General features: G+C 37.6%; 21 protein-coding genes. 2 read left to right on the top strand and 19 right to left on the bottom strand.

Annotation, left to right across the window (positions count from 1 at the left end; all coding sequences use genetic code 11):
• Window positions 1-21 precede the first annotated feature (21 nt).
• From MH215_RS28005 to MH215_RS27945, 13 genes are all read right to left on the bottom strand, one after another.
• Window positions 22-345 (bottom strand): DUF2834 domain-containing protein, encoded by a 324-nt coding sequence (locus MH215_RS28005; protein ID WP_275446369.1) that lies wholly within the window; start codon window positions 343-345, stop codon window positions 22-24.
• Window positions 346-589: 244 nt separating this feature from the next.
• A complete protein-coding gene (locus MH215_RS28000) occupies window positions 590-1,585 on the bottom strand; it encodes a phosphotransferase enzyme family protein (protein WP_239294160.1) in 996 nt (331 codons plus the stop codon).
• A gap of 145 nt (window positions 1,586-1,730) precedes the next feature.
• Entirely contained in the window at window positions 1,731-2,540 is an 810-nt protein-coding gene (locus MH215_RS27995; protein ID WP_239294159.1) for an aminoglycoside adenylyltransferase domain-containing protein, read from the bottom strand.
• Between the two features lie 186 nt (window positions 2,541-2,726).
• Window positions 2,727-2,993 (bottom strand): CD3324 family protein, encoded by a 267-nt coding sequence (locus MH215_RS27990; protein WP_239294158.1) that lies wholly within the window; start codon window positions 2,991-2,993, stop codon window positions 2,727-2,729.
• Between the two features lie 449 nt (window positions 2,994-3,442).
• Entirely contained in the window at window positions 3,443-3,847 is a 405-nt protein-coding gene (locus MH215_RS27985) for a hypothetical protein (RefSeq protein WP_239294157.1), read from the bottom strand.
• 55 nt (window positions 3,848-3,902) lie between these two features.
• Window positions 3,903-4,310, bottom strand: a complete 408-nt coding sequence (locus MH215_RS27980; protein WP_239294156.1) for a DUF4259 domain-containing protein — start codon at window positions 4,308-4,310, stop codon at window positions 3,903-3,905.
• 189 nt (window positions 4,311-4,499) lie between these two features.
• On the bottom strand, window positions 4,500-5,264 hold the full coding sequence (locus tag MH215_RS27975; protein ID WP_239294155.1) for a nucleotidyltransferase domain-containing protein: 765 nt from the start codon (window positions 5,262-5,264) through the stop codon (window positions 4,500-4,502).
• A gap of 11 nt (window positions 5,265-5,275) precedes the next feature.
• Window positions 5,276-5,902 carry a Type 1 glutamine amidotransferase-like domain-containing protein gene (locus tag MH215_RS27970; protein WP_239294154.1) on the bottom strand — a complete coding sequence of 209 codons (627 nt, stop codon included), beginning with the start codon at window positions 5,900-5,902 and terminating at the stop codon, window positions 5,276-5,278.
• Between the two features lie 268 nt (window positions 5,903-6,170).
• Window positions 6,171-6,857, bottom strand: coding sequence for a hypothetical protein (locus MH215_RS27965; RefSeq protein ID WP_239294153.1), 687 nt, complete (start codon window positions 6,855-6,857; stop codon window positions 6,171-6,173).
• Between the two features lie 446 nt (window positions 6,858-7,303).
• A complete protein-coding gene (locus tag MH215_RS27960) occupies window positions 7,304-7,801 on the bottom strand; it encodes an AAA family ATPase (protein ID WP_239294152.1) in 498 nt (165 codons plus the stop codon).
• 316 nt (window positions 7,802-8,117) lie between these two features.
• Window positions 8,118-8,585, bottom strand: coding sequence for a hypothetical protein (locus MH215_RS27955; protein WP_239294151.1), 468 nt, complete (start codon window positions 8,583-8,585; stop codon window positions 8,118-8,120).
• Between the two features lie 197 nt (window positions 8,586-8,782).
• Complete coding sequence (locus MH215_RS27950; protein WP_239294150.1) at window positions 8,783-9,166, bottom strand: nuclear transport factor 2 family protein; 384 nt, start codon at window positions 9,164-9,166, stop codon at window positions 8,783-8,785.
• Window positions 9,167-9,331: 165 nt separating this feature from the next.
• Window positions 9,332-9,778, bottom strand: coding sequence for a DinB family protein (locus tag MH215_RS27945; RefSeq protein WP_239294149.1), 447 nt, complete (start codon window positions 9,776-9,778; stop codon window positions 9,332-9,334).
• 392 nt (window positions 9,779-10,170) lie between these two features.
• Between MH215_RS27945 and MH215_RS27940 the strand changes: the two genes are divergently transcribed.
• Window positions 10,171-10,329, top strand: coding sequence for a hypothetical protein (locus tag MH215_RS27940; protein WP_239294148.1), 159 nt, complete (start codon window positions 10,171-10,173; stop codon window positions 10,327-10,329).
• On the opposite strand, the gene MH215_RS27935 is transcribed toward MH215_RS27940, so the two are convergent.
• Window positions 10,321-11,589 carry an FAD-binding protein gene (locus MH215_RS27935; protein WP_239294147.1) on the bottom strand — a complete coding sequence of 423 codons (1,269 nt, stop codon included), beginning with the start codon at window positions 11,587-11,589 and terminating at the stop codon, window positions 10,321-10,323. The two genes, MH215_RS27940 and MH215_RS27935, sit on opposite strands and share 9 nt — an antisense overlap.
• A 448-nt stretch (window positions 11,590-12,037) precedes the next feature.
• Window positions 12,038-12,517 carry a hypothetical protein gene (locus MH215_RS27930; protein ID WP_239294146.1) on the bottom strand — a complete coding sequence of 160 codons (480 nt, stop codon included), beginning with the start codon at window positions 12,515-12,517 and terminating at the stop codon, window positions 12,038-12,040.
• A gap of 277 nt (window positions 12,518-12,794) precedes the next feature.
• Between MH215_RS27930 and MH215_RS27925 the strand changes: the two genes are divergently transcribed.
• The gene (locus tag MH215_RS27925) at window positions 12,795-13,247 is read left to right on the top strand and encodes an HTH domain-containing protein (protein ID WP_239294145.1); all 453 of its coding nucleotides are present in this window, start codon (window positions 12,795-12,797) and stop codon (window positions 13,245-13,247) included.
• 161 nt (window positions 13,248-13,408) lie between these two features.
• Here the strand turns inward: MH215_RS27925 and MH215_RS27920 are convergent, their stop codons facing one another.
• The 4 genes from MH215_RS27920 to MH215_RS27905 all read right to left on the bottom strand — a co-directional run bounded on the left by MH215_RS27920 (window position 13,409) and on the right by MH215_RS27905 (window position 15,542).
• Window positions 13,409-13,651, bottom strand: a complete 243-nt coding sequence (locus MH215_RS27920) for a hypothetical protein (RefSeq protein WP_239294144.1) — start codon at window positions 13,649-13,651, stop codon at window positions 13,409-13,411.
• 279 nt (window positions 13,652-13,930) lie between these two features.
• A complete protein-coding gene (locus MH215_RS27915; protein WP_239294143.1) occupies window positions 13,931-14,509 on the bottom strand; it encodes an ATP-binding protein in 579 nt (192 codons plus the stop codon).
• Window positions 14,510-14,712: 203 nt separating this feature from the next.
• Window positions 14,713-15,033, bottom strand: a complete 321-nt coding sequence (locus MH215_RS27910) for a hypothetical protein (RefSeq protein WP_239294142.1) — start codon at window positions 15,031-15,033, stop codon at window positions 14,713-14,715.
• 218 nt (window positions 15,034-15,251) lie between these two features.
• The gene (locus MH215_RS27905; protein ID WP_090808356.1) at window positions 15,252-15,542 is read right to left on the bottom strand and encodes a hypothetical protein; all 291 of its coding nucleotides are present in this window, start codon (window positions 15,540-15,542) and stop codon (window positions 15,252-15,254) included.
• Between the last annotated feature and the right edge of the window lie 304 nt (window positions 15,543-15,846).

Here is a 15,846-nt window from a genome sequence, read left to right as displayed (position 1 = left end):
ACATGAATATCTATTTTCGGTTTATTTATCTTTCAGTTTATCCATTCGAATCTCACGTAATAATAAAAATAACGGCAATCCAAATGATACACTAACAGTTAATGTTCCAATGATCGGTATCCACTTGTACTTTAAGCCAGCCCGCTTTCCCTCAGATAAAATAAATCCAATCAAAACAACTGCTGAAATGATTACATCCAACCAAGCAAATGCACTAATTCGATTTTGTGTTGCTTCATTCCATAGTCTTGTCAGGTTAAATCCGTTCTCACCGATCCAAGGAATAAACTCCATGTAAGGGATTACTAATCCTAATATGATTAACACCCCATAATAATACTTCATGTCTCTCACCTCAAATATGGTTAGTTATATAAGATTACAATAGTCTTATCTAATTTTTTCAATTATTTCGCATTGCCTCGGCTTATCATAACGTTCCTGTATGTACAACGCGAGCCGACCTTAGATAAGCTCTTATCTTAAGTCAGCTCGCGTATTATCCAATTTATCTCCTATAATTATACATCTGGGCAGCCATAGGAGTAAGCCCGAAGTGTGAATATAAGTTGGGCTATGCCGCATTGCACTATCTACCAAAATCCATTTCAATATAAGGAATATCATGCTCGATATTATTCAGATAAAATTTCAATGCTTCTTTGTCCCAATCACTCCAGTTGTTATAATTATCGAAATTATAACTTCTATAAATTGCTGACACTACTCCAAACTGTCTAAGATTAATAAACTCAGGTATTAGTTTTAACCATGCATTATCCATTGTATTTTCTTTTAAATACCCATCCATGAAGTTGTAATAATACCTCTTAGCTATCTCTATCCTTCGTTGTCCATCTACGACCCAAGGGATCGGAATTTCATAGAATAACGGAATAGCAATATCACTAACAAACCAACTATATTCAGCTTCATCAAAATCAATAAGAACTACATCATCGTCTACGTTCAGATAATTCCCATGATTTAAATCTCCATGGATAATGCCATACGAATCCGTATTCTTTGGCCGATTGCTGAGCTCTTTTTTGAGAATATCGTATTTATCAATGACATAAGAAAGCTCCGTAGGCAGATACTCTTTCATATTGATAAGTAACTCTTTTTTATACCATTGTCTCCTGTTTAATTCATTTGTTAGATTCAGCTTCTTGGAAAGGTTATGTGTTCTGCCTGTATAACTGCCAACTCTTTGATAGAACAAATTGCTTTCTTCGGCAATTCTAGCATTTCTACCACTAGAAAACTCAAAAGAAGTTGCATAAAATTCTCCATCACTTATTTTCTCTACAAATTTCCCATGAATAGAAGGTAAGGCTTTGGAAACAGATACATTGTTATTCAATAGATAATTCATAAATTCAATTTCAGATAAAATCTCTTCTTCGGTTCGATGTGATTGATGAGATACCCGGAGAACGACACTTCTTTCATTGGAATTCCCAAAATAAACAAAGTTCTGAAATCCTTCTAAATCTTTAAGACTTGATGTATTAATATTGAACTTTTGAGCTGCCTCATTAAGGATTTTCTGGGTAAACAGCTCTTTAACGTGCTTTTCCATAACGTTTGTTCCTTTCTCTCATGATTTCAGATAACGTTCTGTATTCATGAGCCGCAAAGGGGTTATCTGCTTAAATGCTTCTCTGAAATCCTTCTGCAGACTAAGACGAGCGCCGCTGTATGAATGGCCCGTTATAAGATGTCGCTTAATGATTAGATATATTTTGCTTTATTTCGTTTGTCATATACTCAACAAATGCTAATAAACTTTGTAAATCAAAATCGCAATTGTCTTTTTCTCTGTCGGATGATTCGTCCGTGTATATAGCTAGATAATACTTAATCAAGGGCTGAAAGTGTTGAGGTAGATATATTTTCCCCCACTCTCCACCCTCTCGCTTTGAAGATATCTTACCTTCTTTTACATAATAGAGAACTCGACAAAAATTTAAGATTAGGTACATAGAAGTAAGGTTCGTAGGAGGATTGTCAATGATCTCATCAGCACATCCTTCCACATCGTTTAATATGGAGTCGAGGTAATATTGACTATTAATCGGTTCATAAAGTTCACTTAATGGTTTTCCATACAGGGTACTTCCTCGCTCATAGGCAACAACAAGTTGAGAGGCTAAATCCTGATCTTCCAATCCCCCGCAAAGATAATTCTCATCTGTACGATATTTTCCCCTATGATAATCGGAGTAATGGAATTCAAAAGGTGTAGGGTAGACAAACGGTTTTAAATACATTTCTAAGATAATGGTAAATTCTATTCCACGCTCATTAAACATCACAGACATTTCATCATGCAAAGATAAAGCTATTTTTGCTATCCTGGAGTTATTTACTGGTGTAAGCTTTTCTTTTACAACAACTAAAAAATCGATGTCACTTTTTGTGGGATTAAAGCACCCCATGGCTAGTGACCCATGCAAATAAATACCAATCAAGTTCCCTTTAAGTTCTTTTCTAAAAAGAGTAACGATTTTATCTAATAAAGCTTGGGTATTCATATCAAGACACCTTTCATTTATCATCTGGTATTCTAAGTATTTTTTAACTACCACTTCAATTAAGGAATGCTTGTTGTTTCTCCATTTTAGCGATGTAAACCATGAAAAAATATATATAAAATAATTCAAATCATTTATTACACTAAAAAAATCACATCATAAGATCGCTGATGTGATTTCTATATTTTATATTTTTGTATAAATAATCTTCTTAATACTATCGTTAGAAAGACCGAACCGATCAGTGAGCTCATCTATCGATGAACCATCCATATATTGTTGACGTATTGTTTCGTTTCTTTGGCTCAAATACTTGCGACTTCCCGAGTTTTCCCCCCACTTTTTTCGTTGTCCTTCAGGTGTTGGGATGTATACCATGCTACCGTGTGTATATTTTTGTATTTCCTTTAATAGTTCCTTCGGAAAAATCATATCGGCGTTTACATATTTCATAATAGCTCTGCTCCTTAAATTTAATTTAAATTAAGGTCGCAAAGTCTATTCTATAAACAACAAACGCAAAACGAATATGAAGGCGGTGAAATAAATGCTAGCTCCATACAAACAACCGCCGTTGTTTATAGATCAAGACTTTGCACGGAGCAGATCGGACGCTTACTCATAATCTATTACCTCACTTTCGAAATAATCTGTGTATATACTTCGATAATATTTAACTGTTTCCTTCATCAAGTGTATCTGTTTGAACTAAGCTGCCAGTTAGCTTAGTCATTGACTAGGGCTGATTAGAGCATTTTATGCTTTGTCGCTATTTGTCATACCGTTACGTTATTAATGATTTAGCGTATGATGGATGTCCGAAGAAACTCCGAACCTAGGGGCTATACCTGCAACTGAGTATAATATTATATGAAGCTAGCACTCTCTACAAAATTCAAAGTTTAATAGAGTTTTATCAAACTATCATATAAACCTTTTTTAGTTTCTAATATTTGTAATCCGACTTCCCCATCCTCCTCAATTCCTCTGATATAAAACAAGCTTTCAACTTTCTTATCAAATACAACGCATGAAAAATCCCAATCTTGTCTCCTATACTCTACTTTAAGTTTTTGATCTGTCTTAACATATGGAAAAAAGCTTTGTAAATTATCATTGCATTGAATCTTTAGTACTGCATCCATTCGAACAGCTTTGTTCATAAAAGATTCTATATCTTGCCGATCATAAATATCTAAAAATATTAAAAAATAATCATTTACTAGAAATGATTTTAAAATATTCAATACATCATAATTAAACAGTTTATATTGATGTTGATTTTGCAGTGTTATTATCTGTTTCATTGAGACTCCTAATATTATTGTCTAACGTCTTGTATAAACAAAGCTATCAATTTCTTTACAATCGACTTTCTAGGTCATTTAGTGTATTCAACCAGCTCGAATATTCTCCTGATTCTTCCCATAACTCTTGTAGTTCTGAGTCTTTCTTAATTTTTTTAATTGCTCGTTTAGCTTTGAAAATGAGATTTTTCCCTTTACCTTTATGTGCATCGATCCATTCATATAGATCTTCAGTATTACTTTGACTATTTAATATCTCTTGGCCAGGTTTGCCTTGTAAAGCTGCAAGGATTTCGATTGCGCCTAGAGCATTGGAAGCTAAATCTGACTCAATATATTCTTCTTCTAAAACCTCTTCAATCGTTTCTTCAATTAATTCAATGTCATCAGAATCAAGTAAATCTGCCTTCCAATCTAATACATCATCGTTTTCAAAAATTCCAGTTCCCCATGCTCCCATCATTAACCCCCTAAAGTGATATTATGTTTACTCGAAACATGGATATAATGTTACAAGATGTCCAGTTTCCTTGAATGTTATATCCAATAACAGATCCACCAGTATGCCGGTGCCTTGTTAAAACTCGATTACTACTGAACTTGAAGAAGTATATCCAAGTACCCGTTGCAAGATAGAATAATATGTTTTATTCTAGGATTTTCTGGAAGCTGCCATTGCCTTTAAGACGTTCTCGAAATAACTATATACTTCATCTGCAATTTCCAGGAACTCTTCAACTAGTACACTATTACAATCCAAGTAACAAGCATACAGATAATCAACTAAAGCGGGGTCAATGTCACAATACTCTAATATGGCATTCTTCATCTTAAGCATGTCATCTTGCCATACACCTGTATCGACTATAACCAAAGAGTATAATGCACGAATTAATCTCTTAGAGTAACCTTTAATATATCTAGTTTTTAATGCGTTATCACTAGTATTAGAAAGTGAACGATGTATACGATCTATTTCTTCCTTAGTATCTGTATTTAAGTCTAAAATGAATTCTGGAGAAATATTGATCGGGGGTACTTTTTCACCAATGTCATCCCCATGTATGCAAACACAAATGATCTTAACCCAGAACCCCCACTCATTCGGTTTATTTAATACATCGTCTATAGAGCAAATTATCGTATCAATCTTAGTTACGAATGGATATTCTTCCAAAAGCCTCTCTTTAATATTCGACAATCTTTCGTAATCGATATCTTTGGGATTTTCACATACAATCGTAAAGTCTGCATCTGACTTAAAAGGTGTAGCCGTTCCTTTGGGAATCGAGCCGCACATATAAATACTATGAATTTTACCTTTGAATTCGGTACGTACATGATCTATATACTTATCTACCAAATCCTTATATTCACTTTGTATTTCTATTCTATTTATAACTTTTTCTAATATCATGTAGACCCCTCCTAAAATGCTTGATTCATTACGATTGAGATAAATTCTTCATCTTTAAGCCTTGTCACCTTACAGTTCTCATTGGATTCAAATGCTACTATCCTCTCTTCAATTGTTTTATTCGTACTATCTTTAAATTTATCCTCTCGATCATAGTGAGGAAAAATAAGTTTGTCGGTTACACCTAATGCCTTAAAATCCGTTAAATCCATTGTGTTCATCTGTGGAGTAAAGAAGTCGACAATGTTAATATTCGGCCCCAGTAATAACGTTCCAGCACTCACTCCAACTATAATTACATTTTGTGCGGCCAAGGTTTTAATAATTTCATCAGCACCACTTTTCTTAGCGTAATACAATAATGTAAATGGATTTCCACCATTGATATATATAACATCGCTATGTATGAGAAGTTGCGGATCATCAAATTCTATATCTACAAAATCAATATGCTGAAACCCCATGTCTCTGAAGTCCTGCACTGCCCTTTGTGCATATCTATTATTTTCTTTCATAGGGGATGCTGTTGTAATAATAGAGACCTTTAATTGAGAAATATCTCTTTCAATAAAACTCAGAAATTGATTCTTAATATCTTCAGTATTAAAACCACAAGAGGTTAGTAACAAGCTACCCATTGAAATTCCCGCCCTTAGATAATAGTTTATCTAATATTTATCATTTAATTAAGCCTTCCCCTGTTTTCTGCTAACGTTCCTGTATTCACGAAACGCCCCAGCCTTAGATAGCTCTTATCTTGGGCTGGAGCGTTTGTTGTCTGATTATCTTCCATTATTATACACCTCACAACCAAGGGACGAAAGTCCACAACATGAACAAGGTGTTAGGTGATGTATAAGCTAAGCCATTATGTTATCAGATGGACTAGAACCTCTTTGAGAATGCTTACAAAAGTTCTTCCCCCTCCAGTATTTGCTTCGAAAGTAAATCTACCGCTAGCCATGTGGAAATATCTTCTTCTATCTTTCGATTCCAAGCTGTTAAAAAATGTACTTGGCATGTCTCTTGAGATTCAATTCGTGTCATAGGTACTTCAATGCCTTTATCTGAACTTATAATAAAACCATATTTCTCAAAATCAGAATTCAAATTTAGCGATCTAGGAATCCTATCGCCTTGATCTCGTCTTGCCATTAAAAGGTCTCCATCCTGAGTTCCTACATGTAATCGGTATTTCTCGTTCTCATACTCAATAGCTTCAAGATGTTCCCCGGTATTAGAGCCGTAATCTTTCCAGCTGTATCCCTCCTGCCAATAAGAAGAAAAACTACATGTATCAATCTGACGGTTTTTATTCGGTTGAATTCTAAATACGGCTCCCCAACATTCCTCGATTGTCAGATGCAAAGCAATATCCAGCTTAGGTTTGCAGACAACCAATTCGCAGTCAAATAAGTCATAGCTATACTGGTATAATGAACCACCTTGTTTGAGTCGAAAACATTGAGTTGGAAGATAACATTTGTTGGAGACAGAAAGCGAAAACTCAATGGTTCCAAGAGGCGTATATATTGAGGGTTGTACAAGATCAGCTTCTTGAATTAAGAGCTCTACTCCAGAAAAAAGCTTCATCTTCTCCCTCCTTTATAGTTTTTCTGATAACGTTCTGTATTCACGAGTCCGAAAGACTTAAGGTAGCTTCAGCTGCCAACAGCGACGCGGTTAGGTTCGCAGTGTTGTTCCGCCTGAACCCCACTTTCTCTGAACCCCCCGGGCTAATCAAGGATCGAATGACCCAATGAGTAAATATGTTGTTATACACTGGCCCGACTTCTTCGATCCACATCTAAATTCTCATTTCATTGCAGCAATCTACGATACTCCCATTTATCATCAAGACAAATTGCTTTTTTAGCTACATTTAGGAAGATGTTCTATTAGCCAGTCAGAAGGAATTGTTTTAATCTTTTTCCTTGCTATTTCAATTGGGTGGATATTTTGTGGCTGGCAAGCCCATTCAATAAGGATAGTGAGTATTTTTATTCCAAGCACCTTAGGGATACGTTCAATATCTTCAGTTAAGCGTATTTTAGAACCCATTCTTTTATCTGGGAGGCGACCTCAGTTACATCCGTATTCGAGGTGTCAATTGTAGGCATAGGTGGGATATACGCCTCGTCGGCAATCTCAAGCAATCGTTTTGCAAAGTTCTTGTGGTTTTCAATTTCTTCATCGGACCAATTTCTTTCCCTTAGACGTTTCTCGCGACTTTCTTCATCACAATGTAAGTTTATATAATATATATGGTTAAAAAAAGAAAAGTCTGCACATTTTTCAATATCCCAGGGCATCATTGTCCCACATATTATTGTCATTCGCCCACTTTGAGCAATATTACGTGCAACTCGAAGCCAAATATTCCTTATTTTTTCCCAATCGTGTCCAATAAACTCTACAAGATTATCTGGGTCAAAAACATCAAAATCTGGCAACATTCTCCGTACTTCTTTAATGACGTATGTTTTTCCTGACCCACTTGCACCTGTTACGATAAATAAAGGCAATTTTTTCTCCATAGGTTGTATTCCCCTTCTCCTCTAAATATTTCACAATAAGCTTGCTTATGCTCTTATATTTGTTTTTCGTTTATTGAGCTGATTTCTTCTAACGTACTTGTATTCACGTCGCTCCTCTAAAGGAGCCTAGCGACTGCCGAGACGCGGTTGGGTGGTGCGGGTGTGTCCGGCTAAATTTACTTCCTTTCTACTGCTATTTGCATCTTCGAATCTACTTCTAACTCCGATCCGGATCGAGGCGGCTTGTCTTCCCAAGCGTGAATATGTTGTTAGGTAAAGTTCGGGGCATCTTTGTATTACTAAAAATCACTGAATCTTAAGCTGTTGTATACCAAATGAAAAGAAAATAGTTAGTTTCATTACTACCAAGTACTTGAAACAGATTCCAATCATCATAAATTAGTGTATTTGTTGAATTAGTAAACTCACTTTCATGGTTGATATCTCCACCATAATATTCAATTTTTTTGATTATTTCATTACTATTAATTCCCTCTACTTTTCCATTCTTATTTATGTAGTAAAGGATTCTTTTAATTACTTCTTGTCTATTTTCTTTAACTAATGTTTCTTCCCATTCCAATCCTTCTTCAAGATACTCTAATTTTTCAAGCAGCAATAAGAAAGCTTCCTGTTCTGAACTAACTAGATTTTTATTTATTGATAATAAATAACTTGCTTCTTCAGTTTCTGGGCGTGTAAATTCTTGAATAGTAAAAAGATCAAAAAAAGGAAGTTGATCGAACAGTTGTTGATATAACTCAAGAAAGTTTTTATCCTTCATTCTTACCCCTCTATGATAATGAATTAGTACTCTCGAATTTCACCTAACGTTCCTGTATTCATGACCCGAAGCATGACGGGTGTCCGGCAGCCTCTGCTTACCTGAAATGCTTCTGCCGGATCGAGGGCGTATGCCCGATGCGTGAATATATTGTTATCTGATTTCAGGATAATCTATGAATAACTTTCAACAATGTTTCAACTATGATCTTCAATCAGTATCAACTTCTTATCTTTTATTTGAAATATTGATTTCCCTTGAAGTTTTAATGTTTCTCCTGCCTTCATTCCATTAGGGAGATCACTGGACAATATTCCCTCATAATCAATGTCAACCTCTGCTTTATCTCCTATGAAAGTAATGTTCTTTATTACTTGACGCCTTTGAGAAAATACCTGAATTGACTGCTCTGCTAATGTGCGAAATTCCTGAATCCCCTTTGTTTCCGAATTCACTTCACCTTTAGAAATGTTTCGAAAATGAATATTCTCATTCAAAACTCCTATCATTCCATCAATGTTAAACGTGTTATATGCGCTCAGGTATTTTTCAATAAGATCTTTTAAATTTGAATTCTCCAAGTCGAATCACACTCCTAGATTTTGATATTACATATTTGTCCTGATTTCACTTAACGTTTCTGTATTCACCACTCGACGCATGTCGAGTGTCCGGCGTATGCCGGGCCCAGGACGAATGTCCGCACCGTGAATATGATGTTATAGGATGTCCATGTCTTCTCTGAATCACGCTAATAGGTTTTCGATTTGTTTCTTATGATGTTCATCATGGTGTACGAATATTTTTAGATATCTTTCATAGGTATAAGGTCGTTTATCATTGCCTATAAAAAAGTGAATTTCTGAATGATCTACCTCACGGAATTGGTTGACTAAATTAGTTCGAGTTTCAATAAAGGTTTTAATCATACTTTCTCTGTCTGTAAATTCTTTAGCCTTCTCTATTGCTTTTAAGTTATGGGTATCATGATCGACGAATCCTGGGAGTTTCACTTGGTCTTTTATGTGTGGGAGCATTGTATTTAAAGTATATGTATCCCAATTCCATAGATGGGTCACGACTTCCTTCACCGTCCACTTTCCGGGAGCAATCGACTTTTGCCAAGTCACATCATCAATTGATTCTACAAATTTATTGAAATGTTCAAACTGGTCTAATAGTTTCTTGTTCATCTTCTTTAGTCCCTCCTGAATTGACTTCGCATGGATTTCCTATAACGTTCCTGTATTCACGAACCGACGTATGTCGGTTGTCTGGCGTATGCAGACCCAGGACGAATGGCCGCAGCGTGAATATTATGTTATAAGATGTCCCTGCCATTTATTTTTATAATATGGTTTTATTCAGTAATCTCTAAAATGACCCTCTTGTTTTTAAATGCCTTTCCCATATTACATTTCCTCCTTGAGATACTCTAATTGTAGAAATGGCTAGGGAATCCGAATGTTCGCTCCCTTTCGTCCTTCACAAAAATTCTGATGAAATCGGGGCTTGACTTCAACTATGTTTTAAGTCCGAAGATGAGGAAGTCGACATAAAAAGCTCAATTTTGGAGGCCTCCATTATGCATCCAGCAGATCGATCTATCGGGGAAGCGTCGGCGCATTTCGGACTGCTGAAATCCACTCTGCGATATGACGAAAAAGAGACTGCTGCCTCGTCTCACGCGGGACGAGGCAGCAGCCTATTCATCTCCCGAAAGCCTCGTCCAGCCTCAACGTGACGTCCGGGCTGGACGAACATAAGTATCCAGAAACGCATTGCTGAATTTTCCGTTAGGGTCATACTTGTCGATCAACTTCCGAAACGGCGGCAGCTTGTCGAATTGTCCCTGCAGGACATCGGCCGGTACCGTAAACAGTTTGCCCCAATGCGGACGTGCGTGAAACGGCGCCAGCGCTGCTTCCAGCAGCGGAAGCACGCGCTCGACCGCCTGCCAGTCGTCCCGCCACGTGAAGTGAAACGCCACCGAAGATTGATCGCAAAAAGGGCTCAGCCATAAATCGTCAGCTGCGATCGTGCGCAATTCGCTAACGAACAAAATCGGCACAAGATGCTCCCGCAGCCGGTGAACGGCAAGCGCCGCTTCATATACATGCTCCCGCGGCATCAAGTATTCGCTCTGCAGCTCTTTGCCGGCACTCGGTGTAAATTCCATACGGAAATGCGCGAGTCGCTCATGCCACATCCCCGGCTTACCGAGCTGCTCCGTGCAGTTTTCCGCATGCATGTTCGGCAGCGGATGCACAGGGGCCGTCGCAGGCAGCGCTCCATAATAGTCCGCATGTCCGGCATAGCTTGCGCCATCTTCTTCCCGGCATTTTGTCCATACCTGATGAAATCTCGGCTGCTGCCAATCCGTGAACAAACTTACGCTGTAAGCGCCCGTAAAGATGCCCTCCGCGTTTTCTTCAAGCTGCGAAAGCGGCAGATTCTCATAAACGAACTGTCTGATGGAATAAGCCGGCACGACCTTCAGCGTCAGCTTCGTCACGATGCCGAGCGCGCCGAGGTTCACGACGATGCCGGCGAATTCCGCATCGCCGCGGCTGAATGTATGCAGCTCTCCGTTCGCGTCGACCAGTTCGATACCTTCCACCGCTGCCGCCAAGCTTCCGTTACGGCTGCCTGAACCATGGGTGGCCGTAGCGGCGGCGCCGGCAACCGTGATATGAGGAAGCGATGCCAGATTATGAAGCGCATAATCGGTAAGAGCGAGCTCCGCGCATAGTTCCCCGTACGTGATCCCTCCTTCGACCGTTACCGTACCGCGTTCTTCGTTTAAGGCCAACATGCGGTTCCAATGCCGCAGCGAAACGAAGATCCCGTTCGTATCCGTGATCGCATTGAACGTATGGCCGCTGCCCGAAACCTTGATTTTCCGATGCTCTTTGACCAACTGCTGCAGATGCTCCACGCTTTCGGGACAGATAATTTCGGTCGCGCCGTAAGTAAAGTTGCCGGCCCAATTTTGATAACTCATTCGAGGTCCTCCCAAGTTTCAAATAATAAAGTGCTACTTTAAAAATCCGAGCGTCATTTCTAACCTTACCCTTTTTAATGGCCTAGTCTTTACCTATTTAAGATAAACCGTTTCCACGCTTCAATTCGCTGCCGCAGAAATGGCGTCCTGCTTTAAAGCCAACACAGTCTTTAACATTTTTACCTTTACATGTTTCTTATCTGTTCTTTGATTCCCTATTTTACTTTTTCAATTCGTCTTCTTCGAGCCGATCGAAGGGCTCGTTATTTAAGAATGGCTCGTCATTCAAACGATTTTAATCAGCTCTTAGTAATTACGTATAACGTTCCTGTATTCGCGACTCGACGTATGTCGAGTATCCGGCAACTGCCGGGCCAAGGATGAATGTCCGCAGCGTGAATATTATGTTATATGATATATCTGCCTTCGTGAATTACTGGCATGAGCTTTATAAGGTCTTATAATGAATATTTTTCAAATAGGTTTGATCTCCATAACGAATCTCTTTTGGGTACTCTTCGTTCTTAATCTCTAACTTTAGTAAATCTTCATTACTTTCTTCTATTTTACTTTTAATCTCTGCCGTTGAATGTAAATTATTAAGTATATTCTTTATCCGTTTATCGTTATCTTGTTTAATCTCATACCGAACTCCTAATTTCACCATGTTATGCTGGTCAGTAAAGTCGCTAAACAAATCGATCAATATAAAATCATCACTATTATCCTTCATAAAGAATACAAAAATATCTCCCTTTCCTGCTCTGCTAGCTCCTTCACCATATGATAAATAATGATCATATAGTTCCGTAAAATTAATCTTTATATTTAATTGCTTCGTTAATTCTTCTAAATTAGACCCTTCAAATTCATCATCTATCAAATCGAAAAACGGTAGATAAAAAGAGAATTCGATATACCTTTTCATTCATACTTCCTCTCTTTACTTTATAAAATTAGTTTTTGCAGATATTTCATATAACGTTCCTATATTCACGAACCCCGGAGGGGTTGTCTGCTGAAATCCCTCTTCGAATTCCATCCCGCGGACCAAGGTTCCGCAAGGAGACGCAGCGTGAATATTATGTTAGATGAAGTTCTTGTCTTCTCAGAGAATACCTACAGAATAATCGTTGAAAATAAATCTATACTAATTGATTTTTTTATATTATAATCTGATTATTAGATAAAAGGAGATGATTATTGTGATTACCGTACAGGAAGCAGCAAAGAATTTGCTTGATGAAATTAAACAACCATTATCTTCAAAAGAACTAGCTACGCTAATTCTCGATCGAAAATTAGTATCAAGTTCGGCTAAAGACCCTGTATCATCATTTGCTCAAACACTTGAAAGAAATATAAGAATGGATTCTGGGAACAGCCCACGTCTAGCCTTCATTCAGACTAATGAAGGCCGGAAAATAACCTTGCCAGAAATTGATTCTATTGATTTTGAAAGTAATCAAACTCAAGATGCTTCAACAAAAATAACAATCAAGGTTTCACAAAAACTGCTAGAAAAAATCAATTTAATCAACAGGATAGAAAACTCAAACAACTTAGAAGATACCATCATCCGGCTCATTAAGAAAGGAATTTCTTCAAGCACTTCCGATATTATTAATCAATTAAAAAACGATTTTGAAGATATCTGATGGTTGCAAGAATTTCATCTAACGTTCCTATATTTACGACTCGACGTATGTCGAGTGTCCGGCGAATGCCGGACCAAGAGCGTATGCCCGCAGCGTGAATATTATGTTAGATGGTGTTCTCCCGTTCGGATAATTCCATCCGGTCTTCTTACACACTGGGATCATCTTCGTTCTGTATAGCCCTTGATCTGTACCGTTCTTGGTCTGTATCGTTCTTGATCTGTATAGCTCTTGATCTGTATCGCCCTTGACCTGTATCGCCTTTGATCTGTACCGTTCTTGGTCTGTATCGTTCTTGATCTGTATAGCTCTTGATCTGTATCGCCCTTGACCTGTATCGCCTTTGATCTGTATCGATCTTGATCCGTATAGCCTTTCAATCCTTCATTCGTTTTGTTCTTCACGGGAGAATTACATCTAACGTTCCTATATTCATGAATCCCGAAGGGTTGTCTGCTGAAATGCATCTCCGAAATCCCTCCGCAGACCAAGGCTCCATCAGAGCCGCAGCGTGAATATTATGTTATAGGATGTCAACGACTTCTTTGTAACTGCTACATACTCTAAGATTTCATTTCATTTATTATGCTTTGAAGACCTGAAAGATTTCCTCTACCTAGTGTTGAATAATTTATATGTCTTTGTGACGTATCTATAATTGATTGATTCACCCACAGATTCATTCAAGTGGTAATATAACTATAAAAATCATCTTCTCTCACATCAATTTTATTAGTTCTTGATGGCACATGCTTTTCCAACACTTTCAATATTTCTTGAAATGTAGTTTCTACATCACTACTTGAATTTACTATTCGATATTCATTCGGGAGTTTGTTCCTTCCCCTAATGAGGGAGTTCATTTTTATAGAAGTTTCCCAATCAGTGTAACTATTCCCGTTATCTCTATTTAGAATTCTATATTTAATCACTTCATCTTGATCACTACAAAGTGTCAAAATAGTATAGTTATACCCTTCAAATTCTTTAGGAATATCCAACATTCTAATATCATTAAGATCTGTAATAATAATATGCTTAAACCCATGACGATTATAGTTTTTTACGACCAACATCAAATTCTCAAATGCTAATTGTTCTTCTTCTTTTTGAGTGATCTGAACTGAAGGTGCTAGAGCGCGAAATTCTGGAATCCAACCAAATTCAAAATATGGAGTCCTAAAGTGTTCATGTAATCTCTGGGACAATGTTGTCTTTCCATTCCCAGGCGAACCGTGGAGAATAATAAAATCGATGTTCAAAGTCTTCACCTGCTTACTAAAGAATTTTCGTCTTTATGCTCTAACGCTGATTTCCTATAACGTTCCTGTATTCATGAACCCCGAAGGGGTTGTCTGCCGAAATGCCTCAACGAAATCCATCTCGCAGACCAAGGCTCCATCGGAGCCGCTGCTTGAATATCATGTTATCTGATGGATACGTCTTCTCCGATTCTTCCTACTCCTTATGTCTCTATGTCTAAGTATTTCTTCCAATCGTTTCTTTTTGAATTGATGTTGCTTTCAAATTCTATCTTCGCTATGCCTCTTAGTTGTTTATAAATCTCTTTTTCAAATCGATCATTCTGTATAAAAATCAGGGCTAGGGATTCACCACAGCTCGCTTTTACCATGTTGTCAGTTTTATCATGTTTTGCTGTTATCATTAAGGCCTTCATTACATTTTTATGGTTATATTCACTTAGATCCATGGCCGCATCGTCTCTCTCAGCATCTGAAGCACTCTCATCTAACAATATTTCAATAAGTTTTTCCCACTTCTCCATAGGACTCCTTCAAAATAATTCTGTTTATTGTGTTCTATAATTATTCTCTAGCTTTAAGTATCTTTCAGATAACGTTCCTGTATTCACGAACCCAGAAGGGGTTGTCTGCTGAAATCCCTCTTTGAAATCCTTCCCCCAGACCAAAGCTCCGAAGGAGTCGCAGCTTGAATATAATGTTATCTGATGTCGGACACTTCAGTGGATAACTTGCACACTAATTATCCCGCATAGTGTCCTCCCGATTCAATATACTTTTGTTCCTTTATGTAGCTCCTATAAATTTTTGAAACTACTCTAAGTGCAAGACCAGAATTTGACCATTCCCCATTACAAGGAGTAATTAAGATTGCTTTAATTTTTGCTCGATTCTCATCTTCTGTTAAAGAGTTACTTGTTTCACTTAAATCTATTTCTATTTCCCCTTCAAAATTATTGAAGTTCAAGCCATAGTTATAAATCGCTTTGCCATCTATGATTTTTTGTAATTTGAAACTTACAGCTAAACCCATAAAGTAATTTCACTCTTTTCATTTTCTATAGTCTCTTTGTCCGATTTCCGATAACGTGCTGTATTCATGAACCCCGAAGGGGTTGTCTGCTGAAATTCCCCCTCGAATTCCCTCCCGCAGACCCAGGCTCCGAAGGAGTCGAAGCTTGAATATTATGTTAGCAGGTGCCTCTGTCTTCTTCGGTATACAGACATACTGCTCTTATCCCTCTCAAATCAATGCCTTTAAATAGAAAATTAAGCTGGCTAGATTCTACCTGATCCTCCCTAATCCTCTATCAGCCTCTAATTGAAGTCGCATGGTT

It is taken from the genome of Paenibacillus sp. ACRSA, assembly GCF_022346845.1.
Taxonomy (GTDB): Bacteria; Bacillota; Bacilli; order Paenibacillales; family Paenibacillaceae; genus Paenibacillus.
This window is presented reverse-complemented; position numbering and strand designations above follow the sequence as displayed.

Coding starts and splice junctions, on each gene's coding strand:
- MH215_RS28005 (WP_275446369.1), bottom strand. CDS start 345: ATGAAGTATTATTATGGGGTGTTAATCATATTAGGATTAGTAATCCCT.
- MH215_RS28000 (WP_239294160.1), bottom strand. CDS start 1,585: ATGGAAAAGCACGTTAAAGAGCTGTTTACCCAGAAAATCCTTAATGAG.
- MH215_RS27995 (WP_239294159.1), bottom strand. CDS start 2,540: ATGAATACCCAAGCTTTATTAGATAAAATCGTTACTCTTTTTAGAAAA.
- MH215_RS27990 (WP_239294158.1), bottom strand. CDS start 2,993: ATGAAATATGTAAACGCCGATATGATTTTTCCGAAGGAACTATTAAAG.
- MH215_RS27985 (WP_239294157.1), bottom strand. CDS start 3,847: ATGAAACAGATAATAACACTGCAAAATCAACATCAATATAAACTGTTT.
- MH215_RS27980 (WP_239294156.1), bottom strand. CDS start 4,310: ATGATGGGAGCATGGGGAACTGGAATTTTTGAAAACGATGATGTATTA.
- MH215_RS27975 (WP_239294155.1), bottom strand. CDS start 5,264: ATGATATTAGAAAAAGTTATAAATAGAATAGAAATACAAAGTGAATAT.
- MH215_RS27970 (WP_239294154.1), bottom strand. CDS start 5,902: ATGGGTAGCTTGTTACTAACCTCTTGTGGTTTTAATACTGAAGATATT.
- MH215_RS27965 (WP_239294153.1), bottom strand. CDS start 6,857: ATGAAGCTTTTTTCTGGAGTAGAGCTCTTAATTCAAGAAGCTGATCTT.
- MH215_RS27960 (WP_239294152.1), bottom strand. CDS start 7,801: ATGGAGAAAAAATTGCCTTTATTTATCGTAACAGGTGCAAGTGGGTCA.
- MH215_RS27955 (WP_239294151.1), bottom strand. CDS start 8,585: ATGAAGGATAAAAACTTTCTTGAGTTATATCAACAACTGTTCGATCAA.
- MH215_RS27945 (WP_239294149.1), bottom strand. CDS start 9,778: ATGAACAAGAAACTATTAGACCAGTTTGAACATTTCAATAAATTTGTA.
- MH215_RS27940 (WP_239294148.1), top strand. CDS start 10,171: ATGCATCCAGCAGATCGATCTATCGGGGAAGCGTCGGCGCATTTCGGA.
- MH215_RS27935 (WP_239294147.1), bottom strand. CDS start 11,589: ATGAGTTATCAAAATTGGGCCGGCAACTTTACTTACGGCGCGACCGAA.
- MH215_RS27930 (WP_239294146.1), bottom strand. CDS start 12,517: ATGAAAAGGTATATCGAATTCTCTTTTTATCTACCGTTTTTCGATTTG.
- MH215_RS27910 (WP_239294142.1), bottom strand. CDS start 15,033: ATGGAGAAGTGGGAAAAACTTATTGAAATATTGTTAGATGAGAGTGCT.
- MH215_RS27905 (WP_090808356.1), bottom strand. CDS start 15,542: ATGGGTTTAGCTGTAAGTTTCAAATTACAAAAAATCATAGATGGCAAA.